The organism is Segatella copri (genome assembly GCF_015074785.1).
Lineage (GTDB): Bacteria > Bacteroidota > Bacteroidia > Bacteroidales > Bacteroidaceae > Prevotella.
The window spans coordinates 3,008,787-3,034,830 of record NZ_CP042464.1 but is presented as its reverse complement, the minus strand read 5'-3'; the positions used below and the strand labels follow the sequence as shown (position 1 = coordinate 3,034,830).

Genomic DNA, 26,044 nt, shown 5'->3' with positions numbered 1-26,044 from the left:
TTCCTCCTTAGTTATTCTTATTTATTTTCTTATAACATAGCAAATGATGTTGCAATATTCTGTTTATCAGATAATTGCCAACACAACAATTGCTATTTACCTGATACTCTTAATATAGCAGTTGCGGCGCTTGTGAAGGACTGGATCCAAGACGCCCCATTGTCCCTGCACGGCAGCATTATCTTCCATTTCCACCTGTGTTTCTCCCCACTCGATTCCATACTTCTGATAGATAGGAATCAGGTCGGCAAAGAGCAGCGCATTGGCACCCTTTGCACGGTATTCCGGCTGGATACCGATGAGCAGAAGGTCGACAATCTTGGTTTTATGGAACTTGATAGCGCGCAGCAGATGCCACCAGCCAAAAGGAAGCAGCCTGCCCCTATGACACTTCTGCAGAGCTCTGGAAAGGGAAGGCATCGTAATACCGATACCTATCATCTTATGATCCTCAGTAGTCCAGTCTTCTATGGCTGTCACAAAGTTCAGGTCGAGCAAAGACAGATACATCTTGATGTACTGGTCTATCTGCTTCTGTGAAAGTTCGGAATAACCATAGAGATGCTTGTATGTATCATTGATGAGGTCGAAAATCTTCTGTCCGTATCCGCCCTGATAAATATCCTTACGGGTAAGTTTGCGGACATGGAGATTGTATCTTTTCTCTATCATCGCCGCTATCTTGGAATATTTCTCCGGGATGGTATCTGGCACCATCAGTTTATACTCTACATACTTATTATCTACGGTAAAACCCTCCAGAGCCTCAATGTGCTCCGGATAATATGAATAATTATAAATGGTAGGCATGGTGCCTAGCTGGTCAAAGCCCCAGGTAAGCATGCCTTCTGGATCCATATCGGTAAAACCCAGCGGACCTACAATATCTTCCATTCCCTTCTCCTTACCGTATTTCTCTACAGCATCGAGAAGAGCCTTGGAAACCTCGCGGTCGTCAATGAAATCAATCCAGCCGAAACGGACCGACTTCCTGCCCCATTTATTGTTTGCCTTATGATTGATAATGGCAGCGACGCGACCTGCCAGCTTGCCGTCCTTATAGGCAAGAAAATACTCTGCCTCGCAGAACTCGAACGCAGCGTTCTTGTCCTTGCTCAGAGTATTCATGTCGTCGCTGAAAAGATTAGGCACATCATATTCGTTGCCTTCGTAGAGGTCGTAATGGAAGTCGATGAACGTCTTCAAGTCCTTCTTTGTTTTGACCTTTTTAATTTCTATTAATGACATGATTTTCAAACTAGTTTGCAATATTATAAATGCAAAAGTAGCAATATTTTGGCAAATTACCAAATATTGCTACTTTTTTTGCAGTTTTTTAGGGGTTAATTTTTAATTACAGCTCCCAAACTAGCCTATATCACCCATTTAGTGATGGTTTTGGCGGAATATCTTTACCGATAGTTTTAAGCACTGGCGGAAAACTAACATTCTCCAAGGAATCACAATAAGAAAAAGCTCGATCATCTATTCTCTCCAACACTGGCGAGAAGTGCGAAGTGTCGGATGAAGCGAGAGATGGTTCATCAAATGAGTAGTGAAATTCTGAGGATTGAGTCGATTACAGATGACAATGTGGAGTCAAATTGCTCCATGACCCGAAAATATTCCTCCAAAAGGAGTGAGTTTCTCAGATTTAATTTGTATCTTTGCCATGTCATATCAGAGTTTTTGCTTGTTTTCTTTTCGCAACACTAAGATAAGTGAAAATTCTGACATAGCAAAATCCGGAGTAACTTTCTACTGCTCAGGTTCTTAAAACGTTTAATTAATAATAGTGTTGCGGAATTAATAGAATAACCAGAAATGAAATTGAAAAGACATCTACTGACAGCCGCCCTGACACTCTTTTGCCTATCGGCAGCTAACGCCCAACTGCTAAGAACAACAGTGGAGCAAGGAGAAATTGAAGGTGTGGAACATGAAGGATTCGCCCTTTACAAGAGAATCCCATACGCAGAAGCACCAGTGGGTAACCTTAGATGGAAAGCCCCAGTGAGCAAGAAGCCTTGGAAGGGAGTATTCAAAGCAGATAAATGGGGAGACCGTCCACCACAGCCCATCGACCCTAACCAAAATGGTGGAGAGCTGGGCATGAGCGAGGACTGCCTATACCTCAGTGTGGAAACGCCAGCCAAGAGTAAGAATGACAAACTCCCTGTATTTGTGATGATTCATGGAGGAGCCTTCCTCACAGGCTCTTATAGTGGAACCCAGGAAAGCTTTGTCAAGGAAGGCATCATCTATTGTAGCATAGAATACCGCTTGGGAGCCTTGGGATTCATGGCACATCCAGAGCTGAGTAAGGAATCAGGCAAGAACATATCTGGTAACTATGGCATCCTTGACCAAGTGATGGCCTTAAAATGGATTCACGACAATATCGCTGCCTTCGGTGGAGACCCTGACAAGATTACCATTGCAGGAGAATCTGCCGGTGGTATCTCGGTAAGTATACTATGCGCCTCTCCCCTTGCCAAGGGACTATTCCGTGGTGCCATCAGCGAAAGTGGTAGCTCCTTCTGGCCTGTGGGTGAAGCAAGAAACGGCAACACCGCCATGCTCACAACTAAAGCAGCAGAGGCAAGCGGACTGGCACTTCAAAAGAAACTTAAAGTAAAGAACATTAAGCAACTCAGAAAAGTTCCTTTCATGGACATCGTGAAGAATACCGCCATGGAATCCTTCTGGCCTAATGTGGATGGCTACAGCATCACCGATGACCAGTATAAGCTCTATGAAAAGGGAAACTACAATGATGTAAATGTCATCATAGGAACCAACAGCGACGAAGGAAGTATGTTTAGCCGCCCTGTCAGTGTAAGTGACTATGAGAAAAGAATCCATGAGATATATGGAAGCTGGGCAGACCAGGTTCTCAGTCTCTATCCTGCCAAAACAGAGGAAGAAACCTACTTCGCCCAATCCGACATTTTCCGTGATGGCTCCTTTGCATGGGGAACGTATGCCTGGGCTAACCTGCAGAGCAAGACCGGCAAGGGCAAGGTGTATATGTATTACTTTGACCAAGACTCAGAGAACACCATCGTGAAAAGCCGCAAGGGAGGAGCCAGCCATGTGGCAGAGATGCCATTCATCTATGGCTATAAGTTTGGCTCTGGAAAGATGACCGAGACGGAGCAGCACATGGAACAAATCATGTCACGCTACTGGATTAACTTTACCAAGACCGGCAATCCAAATGGGAATAGCCTTCCTTTCTGGACTACCTACCAGGAAGGTAAACCAACGGTGATGATTATGAAGGAAGGACTGCATTTGGGTCCTGTTCAAAATCAAAAGCAAATGGACTTCTTCGAGAAGTTCTTCAAGGAAAAAAGAAAATAATACGTCAAGTTCCAAGTGGCATTTCTCCCACTTGGAACTTTTTCAGTGCCCTCCCTGGGCTAGGAGCTTCTGCCCTTTCAAGTAGAGTGTGTGGAGCTAACATGCGAAACTTGAGTAAAAACATCATAAAGACCCAATACTATACCTAATTCTAAGCTTTCTCCGTTATAACCAGCACATGGCTTTCGTCGCTCAGTGTGGTGGCAAAGATATAAGTTTCACCACCATCTTTCAGCTTCAGGCGCTTGCGCAATTCTGCCACGGAAAGGGGGAAGTTGCGGGTGGCGATGTTTGCCTTGGTGATGCCTGAGAGATGGCGCTTCAACTCCTTCTTATTAAAGGAAGAAACGGCGATGATGCGAAAACTTCTGCCTGGGAATGCTTCGATAGGTGCCTGGCTCACGAAAAGATGGCTGTTCTTGGAAAGCATTCTGGCTCCATACCGCTCTGATAAAACGCTGAAACAGCCGGCTTTCATCAATGAGGCATTCGGCTCATAAAGATACTGCATCTCTTCAAGAACTGGCGGAGCTATTCTGACAGAAGAAGACTCCATATCCAACTCGTCGCAGACGAAGGACTGGGCATCATTGACACAATAAATGCGGAGACTCCCGGCATGTTTTACTTCTCCATCTGCCGAAGAAGCCTCCATTCCGCCCATATTTCGCGCTGAGAGCACTAAAAGGAGTTCCTTGCACTCATTGTTCACGGAGATGATATGAACCTCTTTTACGCAGCTTAATTCGCTTACCGCACGGTGCCAGTCGAGCATCGGAGAGAGTTTGATGATGACGTAATCTGCCTTCGAAAGCATTTCTTCCTGCAAAAGGGTTACATCGGGCGTGCAATCTTTCAAAGATACTACCTTGTTGCCCGCATCGTCTCTACGGGCAGGATCGATGAAGATCAGCTTAAGACCAAGATTGGTCTTAAGTAATGACTGAGACTGATCTTCAGTTATGCCTAAAGAATCTGATGCAGCAGCCTCTTTCTTTGAAGCAAAAGAATGCAGCACCTCTATTCCGTCTCCATTCTTCACGATGGCGTTCTTCAAACCCAACCGCCCAAAGTTTTCCTTCGCAGCTTCACAGAGATGAGCCTGACGCTCCACATACATCGACTTCACGCCCAATCGGGAAGCGATGTAAGAGAAGTCTACTCCGAAGCCGCCGGTCAGATCAACAAACCCGATTTCTTCAGAAAAATCTCCTTCATGAGGTTCTTCTTTTGTTTCATTAACATTCTCTTCTGATTCTGTTAATATCTGTTGCTTTTTGCAAGTGGCTTCATTTTTGGCGAATTCTGAATCAACTGCCCCTTTGCCCGCAAATTCGCAAATTTCAGAAAGATGAAGATTTGAGACGTTTTCGCTCTCCTTCTCCTTTTCTTCTCCGTTTTCGGATGATGAAGGAGACAAGCCGAGCAGTCGGGCAGCGAGTTCAGCCTTATAAAGTGCCGTTTGCTCTGACGAACATTGCTCCATCGAAATATGAGGGGGATAGATAATGCCATCGATGCTTGCCCAACGGGGCAGTTTCACACGAGCCATCTTTCGCCCGCGAATCTGATCGAGAGCGAAAGGCATATCTACCTCGGGATACTTGCTGCCGAGGAAAGCCAACTGGCGAACATCATCGTCCTGATGCTGGCGGATAAAATCGAGCGTTGCTTGGTTCATTATTTCTGTTGAGTGATTCGTCATTACATTACTTATTCTTAATAACCGCAAATTTACGATATTCTGATGAGATTACAAAATATTTCTCAGAATATCTGATAATTTATGTCGGGATGCACCAAAAACAGGATGCTCTCGGCTATAATCTACCCTTTTTCCTGGCTATATGATTCTAACAGCAGGCATAAATAAATACATAACTATCGGAGATAGAACAACTGACTAGGAAAAACAGAAGGCTGGCAGAAGAAAAACAGCATACTGGCAAAAGGCAAACAGCCGACTAGCGAAACAGAGGCTAGTCGGCTGTTCCTGTATAACAGTTTGCCAAACATCCTTTCTCTTATTTCAAAAGAAGCATGGTTGGCAGGAATATCGCAATCAGCTCTTCACTCTTCACCTTTTCTGTATAAACAACTGAAGCACAACACATTACATAGGTGAAGAGATTTTCGGCACTCTTCACCCACTCTTCACCACTCTTCACCTTTTATGATTTTGGGAAAGGTATAAACGCAGAGCCGCTTAGCTGCCAACAGCCTAAAAAGGTGAAGGGCGGGTGAAGAGTAAAAAACCACTCTTCACCCGCCCAACTTCCTATCCTTCAACCACTTACACCAAAAAGGTGAAGAGTGAAGAGTTGTTGGGAAAATTCTCTCGCATCCGTAAAGATGCAGAGAGAAAATTCCTGTGTCTCAAAAGAAACGATGGATTAGTCAGCCAACTTAGCCTTCAAGAACTCACGGTTCAAGCGGGCGATGTTAGCGATAGACTCGTTCTTAGGACAAACAGCCTCGCAAGCACGAGTGTTTGTACAGTTACCGAATCCGAGCTCATCCATGCGTGCAATCATCTTCTTAGCACGGGCAGCAGCCTCTACACGACCCTGTGGGAGAAGTGCCAGCTGGCTAACCTTTGAGCTGACGAAGAGCATAGCAGAACCATTCTTACATGCAGCAACACAAGCACCGCAACCGATACATGTAGCGCAATCCATTGCCTCGTCTGCATTCTCCTTAGGAATCAGGATAGCGTTGGCATCCTGAGCCTGACCAGTACGAATGCTGGTGTAACCACCTGCCTGGATGATCTTGTCGAATGCTGAACGGTCTACCATACAGTCCTTAATGATAGGGAAACCAGCAGAACGCCAAGGCTCAACGGTGATAACATCGCCATCGTTGAAACGACGCATGTAGAGCTGACATGTTGTAGCACCACGCTCAGTCTTACCGTGAGGTGTACCATTAATATAGAGAGAGCACATACCGCAGATACCCTCGCGGCAGTCGTGGTCGAAGACGAAAGGCTCCTGACCTGACTCGATGAGCTCCTCGTTCAAGATGTCGAGCATCTCGAGGAATGAAGTATCATCTGGGATGTTCTTCATCTCATGTGTATCGAAGTGACCCTGTGCTGTAGGACCGTCCTGCTTCCAATACTTAACTGTGAAACTTATATTTCTTGCCATTGTCTTGTTCGCTTTTTAATTCTTGTAATTTCTTGTCTGTACCTTAATTGCCTCATACTCGAGAGGTTCCTTGTTGAGCACTGGAGCAGTTGTATCATTGCCCTGATACTCCCAGCAGCCTACGTAGAAGAAGTGCTCGTCATCACGCTTTGCCTCGCCTTCCTCTGTCTGGTACTCCTCACGGAAGTGACCACCACAGCTCTCGTTGCGGTGCAATGCATCGTAAGCGATCAACTCGCCCATCAAGATGAAGTCACGCAAGTGGATAGCCTTATCCAACTCTACGTTCAAGCCTTCCTTCTTGCCAGGGATGAAGAGGTTCTTGTTGAATTCCTCGCGCAGAGCCTTCATCTTCTTCAAGCCTTCCTCAAGACCTTCCTTGGTACGACCCATACCTACGTGCTCCCAAAGGATGTGACCCAACTCCTTGTGGATAGAATCTACAGAGCGCTTGCCCTGGATACCCATCAGGCGGTCGATTTCCTTCTGAACACCTGCCTCTGCCTCTGCGAACTCTGGGAGATCGGTAGAGAGCTTTGGCCACAATGCCTGGTCGGCCAAGTAGTTCTGGATAGTGTATGGCAATACGAAGTAACCGTCAGCCAAACCCTGCATCAAAGCAGAAGCACCAAGACGGTTAGCACCATGGTCAGAGAAGTTACACTCACCAATAGCGAAGAGACCAGGGATAGTGGTCATCAACTCGTAGTCAACCCAGATACCACCCATTGTATAGTGGATAGCAGGGAAGATCATCATTGGGTTGTAGTACTTCACGCCGTTAATCTCGTTAGCCAACTCACCTGGGTTAACGTCAGTAATCTCCTCATACATATCGAAGAGGTTGCCATAACGCTGCAGGATAACGTCGATACCGAGACGGTTGATAGACTCAGAGAAGTCGAGGAATACGGCAAGACCTGTGTTGTTGACACCGAAGCCCTTGTCGCAACGCTCCTTAGCTGCACGAGAAGCCACGTCACGAGGAACCAGGTTACCGAATGCTGGGTAACGGCGCTCCAAGTAGTAGTCGCGGTCTTCCTCAGGAATATCAGAACCCTTCTTTGTACCAGCCTGCAATGCCTTAGCATCCTCAATCTTCTTAGGAACCCAGATACGACCATCGTTACGGAGTGACTCTGACATCAAAGTCAACTTACTCTGGTTTGTACCATGAACAGGGATACATGTAGGGTGAATCTGAACGTAAGATGGGTTAGCGAAGTCAGCACCCTTGCGGTAGCACTGGATAGCTGCTGTACAGTTACAACCCATAGCGTTTGTAGAAAGGAAGTAAGCGTTACCATAACCACCGGTAGCGATAACTACGGCGTTGGCAGAGAAACGCTCCAACTTACCTGTAATCAAATTCTTGGCGATGATACCACGAGCGTGACCGTCAACGATCACAATATCCTCCATCTCGTAACGGGTGAAGAGCTTAACCTTACCAGCCTCAACCATGCGGCTCAAAGAAGAGTAAGCACCGAGGAGGAGCTGCTGACCTGTCTGACCCTTAGCATAGAATGTACGAGATACCTGAGCACCACCGAAAGAACGGTTAGCCAGCATACCACCATACTCACGAGCGAAAGGAACGCCCTGAGCTACGCACTGGTCGATGATATCGTTGCTCACCTCAGCCAAACGGTAAACGTTAGCCTCACGAGCACGGTAGTCACCACCCTTTACAGTATCATAGAACAGACGGTAAACAGAGTCACCATCATTCTGATAATTCTTAGCTGCATTGATACCACCCTGTGCTGCGATAGAGTGAGCACGACGTGGAGAGTCCTGGATGCAGAAGTTCAAGATATTGAAGCCCATCTCGCCGAGAGAAGCAGCAGCAGAAGCACCTGCCAAACCTGTACCTACAACGATAACGTCGAGCTTTAACTTATTCTTTGGGTTAACCAAACGCTGGTGAGCCTTATAGTTGGTCCACTTCTCAGCAACTGGTCCTTCAGGTATTCTAGAATTTAATGTTTTTGCCATAATCTTTTTTAATACTTAAATGATTACACGAATTATGCGCAGCACAAAGATGGAGCGCAACCGAAAGCGAATGCCAATACAACTACGATGAAGAGGAGAAGCAGGATGGTAGAGTAAATCATACCAATCATCTTCCAACGGCAGAACCAAGTCTTACCGCTCCAACCGAGAGTCTGAATAGCACTCCAGAAACCGTGAGTGAGGTGGAACCAAAGAGCTACCAACCAGATGATGTAGAGAACTACGAACACTGGGTTAGCGAAGGTGTCCTGAATGAATGCGAAGCCATCTGATGGGCAGTGGCCGAAGCTTGTACCCAAAAGCTCTGCAAACATCATGTTGTACCAGAAATTAAAGAGGTGAAGCAACAAACCGAGAACGATGATGATACCGAGCACCAACATGTTCTGGCTAGCCCACTCTACTTTCTCTGGCTTTGCTGTTACCTCGTAACGCTGGTTACCGCGAGCACGACGGTTCTGTGCTGTCAGGATGAAAGCGTAAACGATGTGACAAACTGCCAAAGCTGCCAAACCCAAAGTTGCAACTACGGCGTACCAGTTAGCACCCAACAACTCGCAGATTGTGTTGTAAGCTTCTCCAGAGAAGAGAGCAACAACATTCATGCAACCGTGGAATGTCAAGAATAGAATAAGAGCGATACCAGTTACTGACATCACTACCTTTCTACCAATAGATGAATTGATTAACCACATAAATGATTGAAATTTAATTATTTAACTGTTTGAAACTAATTTATATTCCACACTTTTCGCCCCTGCAATACCTATTTTTGGGCATTCTGCAATCCTCATTTCTAGGTATATTTTCGCAAGTCTGCTGCAAAATTACTATATTTTAATGATTTATCAAAGTATTTTTGCTAAAATTTCGATTTTATTTCTTACTTTTGCCGAAAATTAGAAAAAATATAGATTAAACGAAGTATGAAATTCAATTATGACGTGCTCGTTATCGGTGGAGGACATGCCGGATGCGAGGCTGCTGCAGCCTCTGCAAACATGGGTGCCAAAACCTGTTTGATAACGATGGATATGAACAAGATTGGTCAGATGAGTTGCAACCCCGCCATCGGAGGTATTGCCAAGGGACAGATTGTGCGCGAAATCGATGCTTTGGGCGGACAGATGGGTATCGTAACGGATAAAACCGCCATCCAGTTCCGAATGCTCAACATCGGAAAGGGTCCTGCCGTATGGAGCCCCCGTGCCCAATGCGACAGAGGAAAGTTTATCTGGGAATGGAGAACCATCCTCGACCATACCGACAACCTCGACATCTGGCAAGACCAAGCAGACGAACTGCTCGTAGCTAACGGAGAAGCCATCGGCGTAAAAACCATCTGGGGAGCCGAATTCTATGCCAAGAGCATCATCATCACCGCTGGAACATTCCTCAACGGACTGATGCATGTAGGAAGAAAGATGGTAGAAGGCGGAAGATGCGCCGAACCTGCCGTACACAACTTTACGGAGAGCATCACCCGATGGGGCATCACTACAGCCAGAATGAAAACCGGTACTCCGGTCAGAATTGACAAGAGAAGTGTTCATTTCGAAGATATGGAAGAACAGCCGGGCGACAGCGATTTCCACCAGTTCTCTTACATGGGAGAACATCGGGTTCTGAAACAATTGCCTTGCTGGACTTGCTACACCAACAAGAAGGTACACGAAACTTTAAAAAGCGGTCTCGCTGACTCACCTTTATATAATGGTCAGATTCAGAGTACCGGTCCACGTTACTGTCCGAGCATCGAAACCAAGCTCGTTACCTTCCCCGACAAGGATCAGCATCCGCTCTTCCTGGAACCGGAAGGCGAAGATACGAACGAGATGTATCTGAACGGTTTTTCTTCGAGCATGCCGATGGATATCCAGCTGAATGCACTTCACGAGATTCCTGCTTTGAGAGATGCGAAGATTTACAGACCGGGGTACGCCATCGAATACGATTACTTCGACCCTACCCAGCTCAAACATTCACTGGAGTCGAAAATCATCAAAGGTCTCTTCTTTGCCGGACAGGTGAACGGAACCACCGGTTATGAGGAAGCAGGAGGACAGGGAACCGTGGCAGGAATCAACGCAGCCCTGCATTGTGTCGGAGACAAGACATTCGAGATGAACCGCGATGAGAGTTATATCGGCGTACTCATCGATGATCTCACCACAAAGGGAGTTGACGAACCATACCGTATGTTTACTTCCAGAGCCGAATACCGCATTCTGCTCCGTCAGGACGATGCCGATGCCCGACTCACCGAAAAAGCATACGAACTCGGAATTGCCAAGCGCGACCGTTACGACTGGTGGATAGAGAAAAAAGAAGCCATCGGAAGAATCATCGAATTCTGCGCCAACTATCCTATCAAGAAGGATGAGATAAATCCGAAACTGGAGGCGCTCGGCACTACTCCACTTCGCGCCGGCTGCAAGCTCATCGACCTCATCGCCCGTCCGCATCTGAACCTCACGAATCTTTCGGAGATTATTCCGGACCTGAAGGCTACACTGGAAACACCAGCTAACCGAAAGGAAGAGATAACGGAAGCTGCAGAAATCAAGATGAAGTACAAAGGTTACATCGAACGAGAGCGTCTCATCGCCGATAAGATGCACCGTTTGGAGGACATCAAAATCAAGGGCCGTTTCAACTATTCCGAGCTCCACGAAATCTCCACAGAAGGACGCCAGAAACTCGAGCGCATCGACCCGGAAACCTTGGCACAGGCAAGCCGAATTCCGGGCGTATCACCAAGCGATATCAACGTGATGCTTGTATTACTCGGAAGATAAGCCGTTTCACAGCGAAACACAAGGAAACTTCTAATGTTTCACGTGAAACAGATTATCAGCAAAACATTTGATGCTCAACCGCTTAAGAAAGGTTGCATCAAGTGTTTTGCGGTTAAAGTAAAACTTCAGCAATTCGTGAAACAAAAGCGGATAAAATCAAGCAAAACGCAAAAACAAACGGGCAAAAAGCCCATTAAAAGAAGCAAGAAAACAGAATAAAATAAGTATCAATTTAAAGCATAAAAAAGTAATGAACAATCAGCTATTATTAGACAATCTGCGTTGCATTCCAGATTGGCCAATCAAGGGTGTAAACTTCCGCGACGTTTCAACCCTTTTCAAGAATCCTGCATCTTTAAAAGAGATCAGCGATGAGATGTATGAACTCTACAAAGATAAAGGAATCACCAAGATTGTAGGCATCGAATCACGCGGTTTCGTAATGTCTTCAGCACTCGCAATACGTCTCGGAGCCGGCGTAGTTTTATGCCGCAAACCGGGCAAACTTCCATGCAAAACCGTACAGGAAAGTTATGCTAAGGAATATGGCATGGATACCATCGAAATCCACGAAGATGCCATCAATGAGAACGACATCGTACTCCTCCACGACGACCTCCTTGCCACCGGTGGAACCATGAAAGCAGCATGCGACCTGGTAAAGAAATTCCATCCGAAAAAGGTATATGCCAACTTCATCATCGAACTCGTAAACGAGAATTTCGAAGGCAGAAACTCCTTTGATCCAGACGTTGAAGTAACTACTTTATTACAGTTATAAGCAGCAAAAATACTGCAAAAAATACTGCGAGAATGCAGCAAGGAAGCAGTAAAAGACACTAGAGCGTTGCCGTTTCACGTGAAACAGTAACGCTCGTTTTCCCTTTAAAAACAAGTAAAAATATGACGAAACAAGAGAATGAGGAGCGCTTGGCTAGGCTTAAAAACATTGTTTTAAGTATGCCGGAGAAGCCAGGAAGCTACCAATATTACGACGAAAATCATACGATTATATATGTGGGAAAGGCGAAAAATCTGAAGAGAAGAGTATCTTCCTACTTCCATAAAGAGGTAGACAGATACAAGACAAAGGTGCTTGTTTCTAAGATTCACGACATATCTTATACGGTCGTAAACACAGAAGAAGACGCACTTTTGCTCGAAAACAGCCTGATCAAAAAGTATAATCCAAGATACAATGTCCTGCTGAAAGACGGCAAGACATACCCCTCTATATGCGTAACAAACGAGTATTTTCCACGCATTTTCAAGACTCGTCATATCAATAAAAAAGTGGGAACCTTCTTCGGTCCTTACCCTCATATCGGCAGCATGTATGCCGTTTTAGAGGTTATCAAAAAGCTTTATAAGCCCCGCACCTGCAGAATGCCTATCACCAGAGAAGGCGTTGCTGAAGGCAGATACAAGCCGTGTCTGGAGTATCATATCCACAACTGCGGAGCACCCTGCATCAACAAGCAGAGCTATGAGGAATATCAGGAAAACATGCGCCAGGCACGTGAAATTCTGAAGGGAAACACGCGGGAAGTAAGCAAATATCTCTACGATTTGATGATGAAAAATGCCGAACTTCTACGTTTTGAAATAGCCGAAGAATATAAGAAAAAGTACCAATTACTGGATGACTTTGAGGCAAAAAGCGAGGTGGTAAGCCATACCATTACAGATGTAGATGTCTTTACTATCGTGAATGATGACGCCAACAAGAACGCCTTCATCAACTATATTCACGTAAAAAACGGCACTATCAACCAGAGCTTTACCTACGAATATAAACGTAAACTGGAGGAGAGCGACGAGGAACTTCTGATTACAGCCATTCCAGAAATCAGAGAGCGTTTCCACTCCACATCGAAGGAGATAATCGTGCCCTTCGAAATGGAATGGAAGCTGAAAGATGCCACCTTCTTCGTACCCCAGAGAGGAGACAAAAAGCACCTTCTGGAACTGTCGGAAATGAACTGCAAGCAGTATAAATTCGACCGTCTGAAGCAGGCAGAAAAGCTCAATCCGGAACAGAAACAGACCAGATTGATGAAGGAATTACAAGCAAAACTAAAGCTTCAAAAGCTGCCTTATCAGATAGAATGTTTCGATAATTCCAACATATCCGGTACTGATGCCGTGGCAGGTTGTATCGTATATAAAGGTATGAAACCATCCAGAAAAGACTATAGGAAATACAACATTAAGACGGTAGAAGGGCCGGATGATTACGCATCCATGCAAGAGGTGGTAAGACGCAGGTACAGTCGAATGATAGAGGAAGAAACTGCACTTCCAGACCTCATTATTACCGATGGCGGAAAGGGGCAGATGGACGTAGTAAGAGAGGTTATTGTTGACGAATTACACCTGGATATTCCTATCGCAGGACTTGCCAAAGACGACCGTCACCGCACCAACGAACTTCTCTTCGGATTCCCTCCTCAAACCATCGCCCTACCACCCGAAAGTGAACTGTTCAAGGTACTGACGCAGATACAGGATGAGGTGCACAGATACGCTATCACCTTCCATCGCGACAAGCGCAGCAAACATGCTCTGCACTCAGAATTAGACGATATCAAAGGCATCGGTCCGAAGGCTAAAGAAGCCCTGCTGAGCAAGTTTAAGAGCGTGAAAAAGATGAAAGAAGCATCCTTGGAACAACTTTCAGAAGTATTAGGCCCTCATAAGGCAGAAATTCTTTCAAAATATTTCGAAGAAAAAGGCGAGAATATGAAATAAAAGTTGTATATTTGCAGTTCAAACTATACTATATATATATTAATAATAAGAAGAAGAACAGAACCGAAGCAAGCATTCCACAAATGCTATTCATAAAGTTCTATGTTCAACATTCAAAGTTCAAAGTAGTAATATGAGAATCGTAATACAGCGTGTCTCTCACGCCTCAGTTACCATAGAAGGAGAGGTTAAATCTGCTATCAGACAAGGCTATCTGATCCTTCTGGGAATAGAGGAAAGCGACACTTCAGAAGATGTAGACTGGCTGGTCAGAAAGGTAATAGGACTCCGTGTTTTCGACGACGAAAACCACGTTATGAACCGCTCTATCATGGATATAAATGGTGAGATTCTGGTCATCAGCCAGTTCACCCTATTCGCCAGCTACAAGAAAGGAAACCGCCCAAGCTGGCTCAGAGCAGCCAAGCACGAAATCAGCGTTCCACTCTATGAGGAGTTCTGCAAAAAGCTATCCGATGCACTCGGAAAGCCTGTAGGAACAGGCGAATTTGGTGCCGATATGAAGGTAGATTTACTGAACGATGGACCGGTAACCATCATGATGGATACTCACAACAAGGAATAATGCCCTACCCTGAAAGAAAGGCATCTTTCCCCATAAAAGAATTAGGAAGATGACAATAAAAGAAGCACAAGAAGCTGTAGATCAGTGGATTAAAGAATATGGCGTACGCTATTTCAGCGAACTGACCAATATGGCTTGCCTCACGGAAGAAGTGGGCGAACTGGCACGCGTCATTGCCCGAACATACGGCGACCAGAGTTTTAAGAAAGGCGAGAAACCTAACTTGGGCGAAGAGATGGCCGATGTTCTTTGGGTGCTTATCTGCCTGGCAAATCAGACAGGGGTTGACTTGACAGAAGAACTCCAGAAGAGTTTTGACAAGAAGACCAAAAGGGACTCTGAAAGGCATAAAAACAACCCCAAACTATCTGAACATCAGGAAGATAAAGAACAAGATAACAAGAATTAAAATTGCTATTCATATAAAAACTTAACTTTAATAATTATATAAATAACATTAAGTATGAGCAGTATTAAAGAACAGGTTCTTGCACAGCAGGGACAGTATAAAGAGTCAGACGACAAGTATTTATCAGTTTTGAAGCAGTACAACTGCAACCTCAACGATGAGGAAGTAGCTGCTGCAGTAAAGAAGATTCTCGATGAGAAGGTAGCAGAGAATGAGACCATGGAGGTCAAGAAGTTCCTCTTCGGTAGCATCGAGTTGACTTCTCTCCATACAGAAGATACAGAAGAAAGCATCCTGAAGATGATTGAAAAGGTGAACCAGTTTGCCAAGGATTATCCTCAGCTTCCTCACGTAGCAACCGTATGTACCTACCCTAACTTTGCCGGCCTTATCAGCCAGAGTCTGGAGGTTGACGGCGTAGAAATTGCTGTAGTAAGCGGTAATTTCCCATCCTCTCAGACCTTTATCGAGGTAAAGATTGCAGAAACCGCTATGGCTATCAAGGATGGTGCTACAGAGGTGGATATCGTAATGCCTGTTGGCAAGTTCTTCAGCGAAGATTACGAGGGTCTCTGCGATGATATTCAGGAACTCAAGGAGACATGCGGAGAGCATAAGATGAAGTGCATTCTGGAGACAGGTGATCTGAAGAATTGCAGCAACATCATGAAGGCTTCTATCCTCGCAATGTACTCAGGTTCTGACTATATCAAAACCTCAACAGGCAAGGAGAAGGTCTCAGCTACCCCAGAAGCAGCATACGTTATGTGCCAGGCTATCAAGGCATATTACGAAAAGACTGGCATTCAGATTGGTTTCAAGCCTGCAGGTGGTATCAATACCGTTCATGATGCCGTAGTTTACTACACTATCGTGAAGGAAGTTTTGGGCGAGAAATGGCTGACCAACCAGTGGTTGCGCCTCGGCACATCACGCCTGACAAACCTCCTCTTGAGCGAAATTCTTGGCAAGGAGATTAAATACTTCTAAAAAAAGTAACTGATTATCAACAGAATACAAAAACGCAAAGGGTTGATTCTCTCTGAGAACCAACCCTTTTTATATTATGTTTTTCTTCAATTTTTATATTAAGCTTTTCTTTCAATCACAAAATCCAGGTAAGCCTTCAAGGCATTGTAAATATCCTTATCCTCCACATAAGTATCGAGGAAATTCATGGCTTCGGCATGGAAATCCCACATGCGCTTATCCGCATATTCAATACCTCCGTTTTCCTTTGTAAATGCCACTAACTGAGCTATTTCGTCTGCCGTCACAGTATGAGCCTTTACCTTTCTGGCAAGCTTCATCATCTCCTCATCACCGGTAGACTTCAAAGCATATATTACAGGCAAAGTCAGTTTTCCTTCAACCATATCATTACCAGTAGGTTTACCTATCTCCTTGGAATCATAATAATCAAAGATATCATCACGGATCTGGAAGATGATGCCCAAGTTCTGTCCGAAACGCTTCGCCTCTTCAATCTGCAGTTCTGAAGCATTGGCAGACATCGCTCCGATACCGGCGCAAGCCTCAAAGAGAGCAGCCGTTTTCTGCTTAATCACCTGATAATAAATATCTTCCGATATCTCTTCATTACTGATACTGTTGAGCTGAAGAATCTCACCATTAGACAGGATACGTCCCAACTCAGCAAGATAACGCACGATTTCCTCTGAATGCGAATAAGATACATGAAGCAAGGCGGTGGAAAGAATGAAATCGCCCACAAGCACAGCCACCTTATTATTATAAGTAGCATTCACGCTAGCCTGTCCGCGGCGCTCCCCACTCTCATCAACCACATCATCATGTACCAGCGAAGCGGTATGAAGAAGCTCCAGACCTACAGCAGAATGCTGGGTAACACTGGAAACCTTTCCAAAATTACGTGCCATCAACAAGATGAGTATAGGGCGCATACGTTTTCCAGCGCGCTGACGGATATGATCGAGCACCTGGGAAAGGAGGCCATCGCTATGCATAAGAGACTTGTTGAACAAATCTATAAAATCTGCTAATTCTGCCTTTATAGGCAGCTTGATAAGTGATAAATAGTCCATTATATGTGAGTAAATCTACTTAATTTCTGAAATTTGTTACAAAATTAATCAATTCTTCTTGAAATATCGCATTTTTTTAGTAATTTTACACCACAAAAATGAATATTATGGATAAATTGTTCCTTTTAGACGCGTATGCGCTCATTTATAGGTCGTATTACGCCTTTATGAAAGCCCCTCGAATCAATTCGAAGGGACTCAATACTTCGTGTGTAATGGGGTTCTGCAATACCCTCAACGAGATACTTACCAAGGAGAAACCTACCCATATAGCGGTAGCTTTCGACCATGGCAAGACTTTCCGTCATGAGGCATTCCCTGCATATAAAGCTCAACGAGAAGAGACACCGGAAGACATCAAACTCTCTGTGCCTATCATCAAAAATATCCTGGAGGCATATCATATCCCTATCCTTCAGGTAGATGGTTTCGAGGCGGATGATATCATTGGAACAGTTGCCTTGAAGGCAGGTGAAAAGGGGATGGAAACCTACATGCTCACACCCGATAAGGATTACGCACAACTGGTTCGTAACAATGTTTTCATGTTCCGTCCTCGTCATGGCGGTGGATACGAAAAGTTGGGCGTACAGGAAATTGAAGAGAAATACAGCATCACTTCCCCACTCCAGGTTATCGACCTTCTTGCTCTGATGGGCGACTCAGCTGATAACTTCCCAGGCTGTCCGGGCGTGGGAGAAAAGACAGCCATCAAACTTATCAACGAGTTCGGTAGTGTAGAAGGTCTTATCGAGAACTCTTCTCAAGTGAAAGGCAAGCTCCGCGAAAAAGTGGAGGGTGCTGTAGAAGATATCAGGATGTCAAAGTTCCTGGCAACCATACGAACCGATGTTCCGGTAGAGATCAAGATGGAAGATTTGAAACGGGTAGAACCAGACAATACAAAATTGGATGAAATCTTCACCGAGTTGGAGTTTAAGTCGTTTGCCAACCGAGTTCTTAACAAACCTAAAAAGGTGCAAACAAAACCTACAGGAGAGCTCGATTTATTTGGCACACAGCCTGCCGATGGTAAGGAAGAGTCAAAAAACGCGAGTTTTGAGACCCTTAAAACGACCACTCATTCATATAAACTCATTGATACAGAAGCAGATGCAAGGAAACTTTATGATTATTTATTGACATTCAATATTCTCAGTCTAGACACAGAGACCACATCTACCGCTGCTATTGATGCAGAATTGGTGGGTTTGAGCTTTGCCGTGAAGGAAAAAGAGGCTTTCTACGTAGCAATTCCGGCAAATCGTGAAGAAGCCTTAAAAATCGTAAACATCTTCAAACCTCTCTACGAGGACCCGGAAATCTTGAAAGTGGGGCAGAACATCAAATACGATTACGAGGTGTTGATGAACTACGGCATAGAGATTCAGGGCAAGATGTTCGATACGATGCTCGCCCACTATCTCATCCAGCCAGAACTATACCACAACATGGATTACTTGGCAGAAGTATTCCTCAACTATCAGACCATCCACATCGAAGAACTGATTGGCCCGAAGGGAAAGAACCAGAAGTCGATGCGCGATCTCGCCCCATCAGACATTTACGAATATGCTGCCGAAGATGCCGACATCACCTTGAGATTGAAAAATGTGCTCGAACCAAAACTCAAAGAGATAGATTGTGAAGATCTGTTCTGGAATGTAGAAATGCCGCTTGTACCTGTTTTAGCCCACATGGAGATGACGGGAGTATGCATCGACACCGATACCCTGAAGGAAACATCCGAGAAACTCACCAATCGCCTCAATGAGATAGAACATCATATCTATGAGTTGGCAGGCGAATCGTTCAATATCGCTTCCCCACGCCAGGTTGGAGAAATACTCTTCGGAAAGATGAAGATTGTGGAGAAGCCTAAGAAGACGAAGACGGGCCAGTACGTAACAAGCGAAGAAGTTCTTCAGCAGCTGCGCAGCAAGAGTCCAATCATCGATGAGATACTGAACTACAGAGGTTTAAAGAAACTTTTGGGAACCTATATAGATGCCCTTCCAAAGCTTATCAACTCTCGCACCGGTCACATTCATGCCTCTTTCAACCAAGCCATCACAGCCACAGGTCGCCTTTCTTCAAGCGATCCGAACCTGCAGAATATTCCTGTACGCGATGACGATGGCAAGGAGATACGCAGATGCTTCATCCCAGAACCAGGCTGCCTGTTCTTCTCTGCCGACTATTCACAGATAGAACTTCGCATCATGGCACACCTGAGCCAGGATCCAAACATGGTAGAAGCATTCCGTGAAGGCTCTGATATTCATGCAGCTACAGCTGCCAAGATTTGGCACGAAGACATCAAAGAAGTAACAGATGCACAGCGCAAGAAGGCAAAAACTGCCAACTTCGGCATCATCTACGGCATTACGACCTTCGGTCTTGCCCAACGCATGAACATCGAAAACCGAGAGGCAAAGCAGATCATAGAAGACTACTTCCGCACCTTCCCTGGTGTTCAGGCTTACATGGAGAAGGCAAAGGAAATGGCAAGAGAGAAAGGCTATGCCGAAACCCTCTTCCACCGCCGTCGCTACCTGCCAGACATCAACAGCAAGAATGGTACTGTAAGAGGATTTGCCGAGCGCAATGCCATCAATGCCCCTATCCAGGGCTCTGAGGCAGACATCATCAAAGTGGCTATGATCCGCATCTTCAACCGATTCAGAGCAGAAGGCATCAGGAGCAAGATGATTATCCAGGTGCATGACGAACTCAACTTCTCCGTATATCCGGAAGAGAAGGAAAAGGTAGAGAAGATTGTGGTAGAAGAGATGCAGAACGCCTACCAGCTCAGTGTGCCTCTGGTTGCTGATGCCGGATGGGGAAACAACTGGCTAGAAGCACATTAGAAAAAACAGAAAGCGGCCGCAGAAACCGCAAGGCAACTTAAATACAAAGAAGCTCGCAAGATACCAAACAATCATCTTGCGAGCTTTTCTTTTTCGAGATGTTTCACATGAAACAATCAAATCTTCTATCAAAACACTACTAAAAAGACAAATAACTCCTTTATTCACAAGTACATCTAGAAATCTTTGTTTATTTAGATTAAAAAGGATAATAAAATTATAACATTTTCAAATTTATTTGGTTCTTACAGAAATAAAGTGTATATTTGCATAGTAAATCAGACTGATATGCAAACGCACCTGTCTGATTAAAAGTGAATAGATAACAGAAATCAATCAAATTAAGAAAGAAAGGAACATTATGAAGAAATATGTTTGCGACGTGTGTGGTTGGATTTATGATCCAGAAGTAGGTGATCCAGAGGGCGGCATCGCTCCAGGTACAGCATTCGAAGACATCCCAGATGATTGGGTTTGCCCTCTTTGCGGAGTAGGCAAGGAAGATTTCAGCCCTGTAGAGGAATAAGGCTCTTTTGGAGGAATCACACGAAGGATATCCTCACAAAGGAATCATCTGAATGAAATGCCTGATATACAGGCGATACATTCATAAAATAATAGGAGGAACCATTATGACAAAAGTTAGAGAAATCTACCGCTGCCAGATTTGTGGCAATGTAGTAGAAGTTGTAAACCCAGGAGCCGTGCTCAGTTGCTGTGGCGAGCCGATGAAGCTGATGAAGGAAAACACCAGCGATGGCGCCAAAGAGAAGCACGTGCCTGTGATAGAACCTATTGAGGGCGGCTATCGCGTAACAGTAGGAAGTGTGGAGCATCCGATGCTTCCAGAGCATTACATCCAGTGGATTGAGTTGCTCACCCCTACCGATGTGCTTCGTCATGAGTTGAAGCCAGGCGAAAAGCCAGAGGCTATCTTCCTGACCAACGCAGAAGCCAAGGATGTTACGGCTCGAGAATACTGCAACCTTCACGGATTGTGGAAGGGGGTAATCTAAAAGATTGCCTATAGGTAAGATCTAAAAGATTTCAGAAGGATAAAATCAAAAGAAATAGTATTATTCAGGAGGATGCGTCTCTATATTGTAGGGAGTTTACATCATCAACGGCAAGAAAGCTGTCTTGAAATAACAAATACTTATCATAGTAATCATCAGAAAGGCATTCACCAGCATCGTGAATGCCTTTTTTAGTTAATTTTCCACGATTTCTTCGTATCTTTCATTTATAATGTGTAACTTTGCACCGGAAATTTAAACGTTTAAAGATAAAATGGCATTAAAATGTGGTATTGTAGGCCTCCCAAACGTGGGTAAGTCTACACTGTTCAACTGTCTGTCTAGTGCAAAGGCACAGGCAGCTAACTTCCCTTTCTGTACTATCGAACCAAACTTGGGCGTCATCACCGTACCAGATGAGCGACTCAACAAGTTGGCAGAGATTGTTCACCCAGGACGCATCGTCCCAGCTACTTGCGAAATCGTAGATATCGCAGGTCTCGTAAAGGGTGCCAGCAAGGGCGAAGGTCTTGGTAATAAATTCTTGGGAAATATCCGTGAGTGCGATGCTATCATCCACGTAATCCGCTGCTTCGACGATGACAACATCGTTCGCGAGGGTGGCGCTAAGGTTGATCCTTTGGAGGATAAGAGCGTCATCGATACAGAGTTGCAGCTCAAGGACCTGGAAACTATCGAATCTCAGCTCACCAAGCAGAAGAAGACTGCTGCAGCAGGCAACAAGGATGCTAAGACGATGGTTACCGTTCTGGAGGCTTACAAGGCTGTTCTGGAGCAGGGAAAGAATGCTCGTGGCGTTACTTTCGAAACCAAGGAAGAGCAGAAGGTGGCTCACGACCTCTTCCTCCTCACTACCAAGCCTGTGCTCTACGTAGCCAATGTTGACGAGGCTTCTGCCAAGACCGGCAACGAGTATAGCAAGAAGGTAGAGGAAATCGCCAAGGAAGAAGGTGCTGAGTGCATGGTCATCGCTGCCAAGACAGAGGAAGACATCGCATCGCTCGAAACCTACGAGGACAAACTGATGTTCCTCGAAGAACTCGGACTGGAAGAGAGCGGCGTAAACCGACTCATCAAGAAGGCATATGCCCTGCTGAACCTCGAAACATTCATCACCGCTGGTGAGATGGAGGTAAAGGCATGGACCTATCACAAGGGCTGGAAGGCTCCTCAGTGTGCCGGCGTCATCCACACCGACTTCGAGAAGGGATTCATCCGTGCAGAGGTTATCAAGTATGATGACTATATCAAGTATGGCTCTGAGGCTGCAGTACGCGAGGCTGGTAAACTCGGCATCGAGGGCAAGGAGTACGTCGTACAGGATGGTGACATCATGCACTTCCGCTTCAATGTATAATCCTATTCTTCTACGGTTATGATAGCAAATCTGCTTAATTATATCGTATGGGACCCAGACCCAATCCTGGCTCATCTGGGTCCTATGACCATCCGCTACTACTCCACCTGCTGGATGATTGGTCTGCTGCTGGGCTATCTGCTCATGAGCAAGCTTTACAAGCAGCAGGGGCTTTCAGATGAGAAGTTCTCCCCACTGTTTCTCTACATCTTCTTCGGTGTACTGATAGGTGGCCGTTTGGGGCATTGCATCTTCTATCAGCCGGAATATTTCCTCACCCAGTGGGATCACTTCATCGAGATGCTGATACCTGTTCACCACATGCCAGACGGCAGTTGGAAGTTTACGGGTTATGAGGGACTGGCGAGCCACGGAGGCGTATTCGGCATGTTCGTCGGCATCTGGCTCTATTGCCGCAACATGAAGGTGAGCGGCTGGGTAGTGCTCGATAATATGGGTATCTGCTCAGGCATTACAGCCACCTTTATCCGTTTGGGCAATCTGATGAATTCAGAGATTATCGGCAAGGTAACCGATGTGCCTTGGGCATTTATCTTCGTTCGCGAAGACCAGTATCCACGCCATCCGGGGCAGCTCTACGAGGCTTTGGCATACTTCTGCTTTTTCCTCCTCATCCTCTTCATCTACAAGAAGAGAGGACCTAAGAGCGTAGGCACCGGTTTCTATTTCGGTCTTTGCCTTACCCTTATCTTCACCTTCCGTTTCTTCATCGAATATACCAAGGAGATTCAGGTGGCATTCGAGGCAGGTCTGCCTATGGATATGGGACAGATATTGAGCATTCCGCTCATCATCGCCGGTGTATGGAGCATCGTTTCCAGCACAAAGAGAGCGAAAGAAAAGAACGTAGAGGCAAAATAATATTAGACGACTTATTTTCATATTATAAAAATCCCTCCTCGTGCAACAGCATCTGCTGCCACGGGGAGGGATTTATATTTTTATCTTCCCAGTAGAATCTTCTTGATGTCATTGAGCTTGTTTAATGCCTCTACCGGAGTGAGATTGTTCACATCCAGCCCGAGTATTTCATCACGTATCTGCGTCAGTACAGGATCATCGAGCTGGAAGAAACTGAGCTGCACACCATCCTTAGGTTCATCGATGTGCTGTACGTTCGGTTTACCGGCACCGCCTACCCCGGCATTGTCATCCTCCAACTGTTTGAGAATCACATTGGCACGGTTCACGATGCTGCGGGGCATACCGGCAATCTCTGCCACATGGATACCGAAAGAGTGCTCACTGCCTCCCGGTTCCAGTTTACGCAGGAAGATTACCTTTCCGTCTACCTCTCTCACACTCACATTGAAGTTCTTGATGCGAGGGAAGTTCTTCTCCATCTCGTTGAGCTCATGATAGTGGGTAGCAAAGAGCGTACGTGCCTGCGCCTTCTTATGTTCATGCAGATATTCCACGATAGCCCAGGCAATGGAAATACCATCGTAGGTAGAAGTACCTCTTCCCAGCTCATCAAAGAGCACCAGCGAGCGCGGAGAAACGTTGTTCAGGATGTTTGCTGCCTCGGTCATCTCTACCATGAAGGTTGATTCGCCGAGCGATATATTGTCGCTTGCACCTACACGTGTGAAGATTTTATCCACCAGTCCCACCCGGGCGCTCTCTGCGGGCACAAAACAGCCTACCTGTGCCAGCAGCACGATAAGGGCGGTCTGGCGCAGCAGAGCCGATTTACCAGCCATGTTAGGACCGGTAATCATCATGATCTGCTGTTTCTCGGTATCGAGCAGCACATCGTTAGGTACATAGCGTTCGCCCAGCGGCAGTTGGGTTTCAATCACCGGATGCCTGCCCTGCTTGATATCGAGCACCTCAGACTCATCGACGATAGGGCGCACGTAGCGGTTCTCGTCAGATGTCTTTGCAAATGACAAAAGACAGTCCATACGGGCGATGAGGTTGGCATTGATCTGTATCTGCGGAATATACTCCTGCATGGCAGCTATCAGTTCGTTGAAGAGCTGTGCTTCCAATACTAGAATCTTCTCATCAGCACCGAGAATTTTTTCCTCATATTCCTTCAGTTCCTGGGTGATATAACGCTCTGCCTGAGCCAGCGTCTGCTTGCGTATCCACTCCTCAGGCACCTTATCCTTAAAGGTATTTCTCACCTCCAGATAGTATCCGAAAACATTATTGTAACCTACCTTAAGACTCGAAATTCCTGTCTTTTCTATCTCCCTTTCCTGTATCTTGAGCAGATAATCCTTGCCGTGGCGGCTGATGGCACGAAGGTCGTCAAGTTCGGCATTGAATCCGTCGGCTATCACGTCACCCTTATTGACCAGCTGTGGCGGATCGGGCTGTATTTCCCTGGCGATGCGGTCTTTCAGGGTCTCGCATACGTTCAGCTGCTCGCCTACCCGCTTCAGAGCCTCGTTCGTAGCATGCTGGCATGCCACCTTGATAGGCTTGATGGCTTCGAGTGCATTCTTCAGCTGAACCACTTCACGAGGCGAAACTCTACCCACGGCTACTTTGGAAATGATACGCTCCAGGTCGCTGATGCGATGCAGCTGGTCATCGAGAAGCTGACGGAATTCCGGTTCCTTGAAGAAATATTCTACGATGTCGAGGCGCTCGTTGATTGGTTTAACGTCCTTCAACGGGAAGACCAGCCAGCGTCTGAGCATACGTCCACCCATCGCCGTTACCGTACGGTCGATGACATTCAGGAGCGAAGAACCGTCTTCCTGCATAGGGGCAACCAGCTCCAGACTGCGGATAGTAAACCTATCCATACGCACGAACTTATCTTCTTCGATACGTGAAAGGGCGGTGATATGATTAATCTGTGTATGCTGGGTAATCTCGAGATACTGCATGATGGCACCACTGGCTATCACGCCGTTCTTGAGATGCTCTACACCGAAACCTTTCAGAGATTTTGTCTTGAAATGTCCCAGGAGTTTCTGCAGGGCTGTCTGTTCGGTGAAAACCCAGTCATCCAGTTCGAAGGTACAGTATTTGCTGCCGAAATATTTCTCGAAGTCATTCTTTCGGGCGCGGTCGTAGAGTACCTCTTTCGGCATGAAGTTGCCCATCAGTTTTTCTACATAGTCGTAGGTTCCCTCGCCGGTAAGAAACTCTCCGGTCGAGATATCCAGAAAGCTCACACCGCAGGCGGTCTTGCCGAAGTGTACGGCTGCCAGGAAGTTGTTCTCCTTGTAGTTCAGTACGTTATCTCCCATCGCCACACCCGGTGTAACGAGTTCAGTAATACCTCGCTTCACCATCTTGTCCATCTGGCTCAGTCCCTTCTTACCTTTTATTTCGAGTCGTTTCTTCTTCGGGTCTTCCAGCTGGTCGCATACCGCTACGCGCTTGCCTGCCCTAATGAGTTTAGGCAGATAGGTATCCAGAGCATGATGAGGGAATCCTGCCATCTCGGTCGTACCCGTAGAACCGCCATTGTTGCGTCGTGTCAGCGTAATGCCGAGTATACGGGATGCCTCCACCGCATCTTCGCAGTAAGTTTCGTAGAAGTCACCGCAACGGAAGAGCAGCAGCGCTTCGGGATGTTTCGATTTCATCTCGAAAAACTGTCTCATCATCGGTGTAAGACCTTTATTATCGTTTGCCATTATCTTT

Annotated in this window: 20 protein-coding genes and 1 pseudogene; 12 read left to right on the top strand and 9 right to left on the bottom strand. The window is 45.8% G+C overall.

Annotated elements, in window-relative coordinates; genetic code table 11:
- Window positions 1-96: 96 nt before the first annotated feature.
- Together FO447_RS12545 and FO447_RS12540 are read right to left on the bottom strand one after the other, a co-directional pair.
- The gene (locus FO447_RS12545; protein WP_200756609.1) at window positions 97-1,248 is read right to left on the bottom strand and encodes an N-acetyltransferase; all 1,152 of its coding nucleotides are present in this window, start codon (window positions 1,246-1,248) and stop codon (window positions 97-99) included.
- 261 nt (window positions 1,249-1,509) lie between these two features.
- A pseudogene (locus FO447_RS12540) lies at window positions 1,510-1,674 on the bottom strand (IS1380 family transposase); the annotation flags it as partial.
- A 150-nt stretch (window positions 1,675-1,824) separates the two neighbouring features.
- On the opposite strand from FO447_RS12540, the gene FO447_RS12535 reads away from it, so the two are divergent.
- Window positions 1,825-3,366 (top strand): carboxylesterase/lipase family protein, encoded by a 1,542-nt coding sequence (locus FO447_RS12535; RefSeq protein WP_200756607.1) that lies wholly within the window; start codon window positions 1,825-1,827, stop codon window positions 3,364-3,366.
- A gap of 151 nt (window positions 3,367-3,517) precedes the next feature.
- Here FO447_RS12535 and FO447_RS12530 read toward each other — a convergent pair whose 3' ends face one another.
- The 5 genes from FO447_RS12530 to FO447_RS12510 all read right to left on the bottom strand — a co-directional run bounded on the left by FO447_RS12530 (window position 3,518) and on the right by FO447_RS12510 (window position 9,232).
- Window positions 3,518-5,047, bottom strand: a complete 1,530-nt coding sequence (locus FO447_RS12530) for a THUMP-like domain-containing protein (RefSeq protein ID WP_200756605.1) — start codon at window positions 5,045-5,047, stop codon at window positions 3,518-3,520.
- A 343-nt stretch (window positions 5,048-5,390) separates the two neighbouring features.
- Window positions 5,391-5,534 carry a hypothetical protein gene (locus FO447_RS12525; RefSeq protein ID WP_200756603.1) on the bottom strand — a complete coding sequence of 48 codons (144 nt, stop codon included), beginning with the start codon at window positions 5,532-5,534 and terminating at the stop codon, window positions 5,391-5,393.
- 225 nt (window positions 5,535-5,759) lie between these two features.
- A complete protein-coding gene (locus tag FO447_RS12520) occupies window positions 5,760-6,518 on the bottom strand; it encodes a succinate dehydrogenase/fumarate reductase iron-sulfur subunit (protein ID WP_022120108.1) in 759 nt (252 codons plus the stop codon).
- A 15-nt stretch (window positions 6,519-6,533) separates the two neighbouring features.
- The gene (locus FO447_RS12515; protein ID WP_153073137.1) at window positions 6,534-8,516 is read right to left on the bottom strand and encodes a fumarate reductase/succinate dehydrogenase flavoprotein subunit; all 1,983 of its coding nucleotides are present in this window, start codon (window positions 8,514-8,516) and stop codon (window positions 6,534-6,536) included.
- Between the two features lie 32 nt (window positions 8,517-8,548).
- The gene (locus tag FO447_RS12510) at window positions 8,549-9,232 is read right to left on the bottom strand and encodes a succinate dehydrogenase/fumarate reductase cytochrome b subunit (protein WP_117587139.1); all 684 of its coding nucleotides are present in this window, start codon (window positions 9,230-9,232) and stop codon (window positions 8,549-8,551) included.
- A gap of 231 nt (window positions 9,233-9,463) precedes the next feature.
- On the opposite strand from FO447_RS12510, the gene mnmG reads away from it, so the two are divergent.
- From mnmG to deoC, 6 genes are all read left to right on the top strand, one after another.
- The gene (gene mnmG / locus FO447_RS12505; RefSeq protein WP_200756601.1) at window positions 9,464-11,335 is read left to right on the top strand and encodes a tRNA uridine-5-carboxymethylaminomethyl(34) synthesis enzyme MnmG; all 1,872 of its coding nucleotides are present in this window, start codon (window positions 9,464-9,466) and stop codon (window positions 11,333-11,335) included.
- Between the two features lie 250 nt (window positions 11,336-11,585).
- Entirely contained in the window at window positions 11,586-12,116 is a 531-nt protein-coding gene (locus FO447_RS12500) for an adenine phosphoribosyltransferase (protein ID WP_117695105.1), read from the top strand.
- Window positions 12,117-12,238: 122 nt separating this feature from the next.
- Complete coding sequence (gene uvrC / locus FO447_RS12495) at window positions 12,239-14,086, top strand: excinuclease ABC subunit UvrC (protein ID WP_153118439.1); 1,848 nt, start codon at window positions 12,239-12,241, stop codon at window positions 14,084-14,086.
- 133 nt (window positions 14,087-14,219) lie between these two features.
- Entirely contained in the window at window positions 14,220-14,672 is a 453-nt protein-coding gene (gene dtd, locus FO447_RS12490) for a D-aminoacyl-tRNA deacylase (protein ID WP_117695101.1), read from the top strand.
- A 49-nt stretch (window positions 14,673-14,721) separates the two neighbouring features.
- A complete protein-coding gene (locus FO447_RS12485) occupies window positions 14,722-15,081 on the top strand; it encodes a nucleotide pyrophosphohydrolase (RefSeq protein ID WP_022120116.1) in 360 nt (119 codons plus the stop codon).
- A 54-nt stretch (window positions 15,082-15,135) separates the two neighbouring features.
- Entirely contained in the window at window positions 15,136-16,071 is a 936-nt protein-coding gene (gene deoC / locus FO447_RS12480; protein ID WP_117729280.1) for a deoxyribose-phosphate aldolase, read from the top strand.
- Window positions 16,072-16,169: 98 nt separating this feature from the next.
- Here the strand turns inward: deoC and FO447_RS12475 are convergent, their stop codons facing one another.
- A complete protein-coding gene (locus FO447_RS12475) occupies window positions 16,170-17,147 on the bottom strand; it encodes a polyprenyl synthetase family protein (protein ID WP_200756599.1) in 978 nt (325 codons plus the stop codon).
- A 107-nt stretch (window positions 17,148-17,254) separates the two neighbouring features.
- Between FO447_RS12475 and polA the strand changes: the two genes are divergently transcribed.
- The 5 genes from polA (at window position 17,255) to lgt (ending at window position 23,293) form a co-directional block, all read left to right on the top strand.
- On the top strand, window positions 17,255-20,017 hold the full coding sequence (gene polA, locus FO447_RS12470; protein ID WP_200756597.1) for a DNA polymerase I: 2,763 nt from the start codon (window positions 17,255-17,257) through the stop codon (window positions 20,015-20,017).
- Between the two features lie 361 nt (window positions 20,018-20,378).
- Entirely contained in the window at window positions 20,379-20,543 is a 165-nt protein-coding gene (gene rd / locus FO447_RS12465; protein WP_022120120.1) for a rubredoxin, read from the top strand.
- 106 nt (window positions 20,544-20,649) lie between these two features.
- Window positions 20,650-21,033 carry a desulfoferrodoxin gene (locus FO447_RS12460; protein WP_118152531.1) on the top strand — a complete coding sequence of 128 codons (384 nt, stop codon included), beginning with the start codon at window positions 20,650-20,652 and terminating at the stop codon, window positions 21,031-21,033.
- Between the two features lie 274 nt (window positions 21,034-21,307).
- Complete coding sequence (gene ychF, locus FO447_RS12455; RefSeq protein ID WP_022120130.1) at window positions 21,308-22,411, top strand: redox-regulated ATPase YchF; 1,104 nt, start codon at window positions 21,308-21,310, stop codon at window positions 22,409-22,411.
- An 18-nt stretch (window positions 22,412-22,429) separates the two neighbouring features.
- Entirely contained in the window at window positions 22,430-23,293 is an 864-nt protein-coding gene (lgt, locus tag FO447_RS12450) for a prolipoprotein diacylglyceryl transferase (protein WP_200756596.1), read from the top strand.
- A gap of 80 nt (window positions 23,294-23,373) precedes the next feature.
- On the opposite strand, the gene mutS is transcribed toward lgt, so the two are convergent.
- The gene (gene mutS / locus FO447_RS12445) at window positions 23,374-26,037 is read right to left on the bottom strand and encodes a DNA mismatch repair protein MutS (protein ID WP_200756594.1); all 2,664 of its coding nucleotides are present in this window, start codon (window positions 26,035-26,037) and stop codon (window positions 23,374-23,376) included.
- Between the last annotated feature and the right edge of the window lie 7 nt (window positions 26,038-26,044).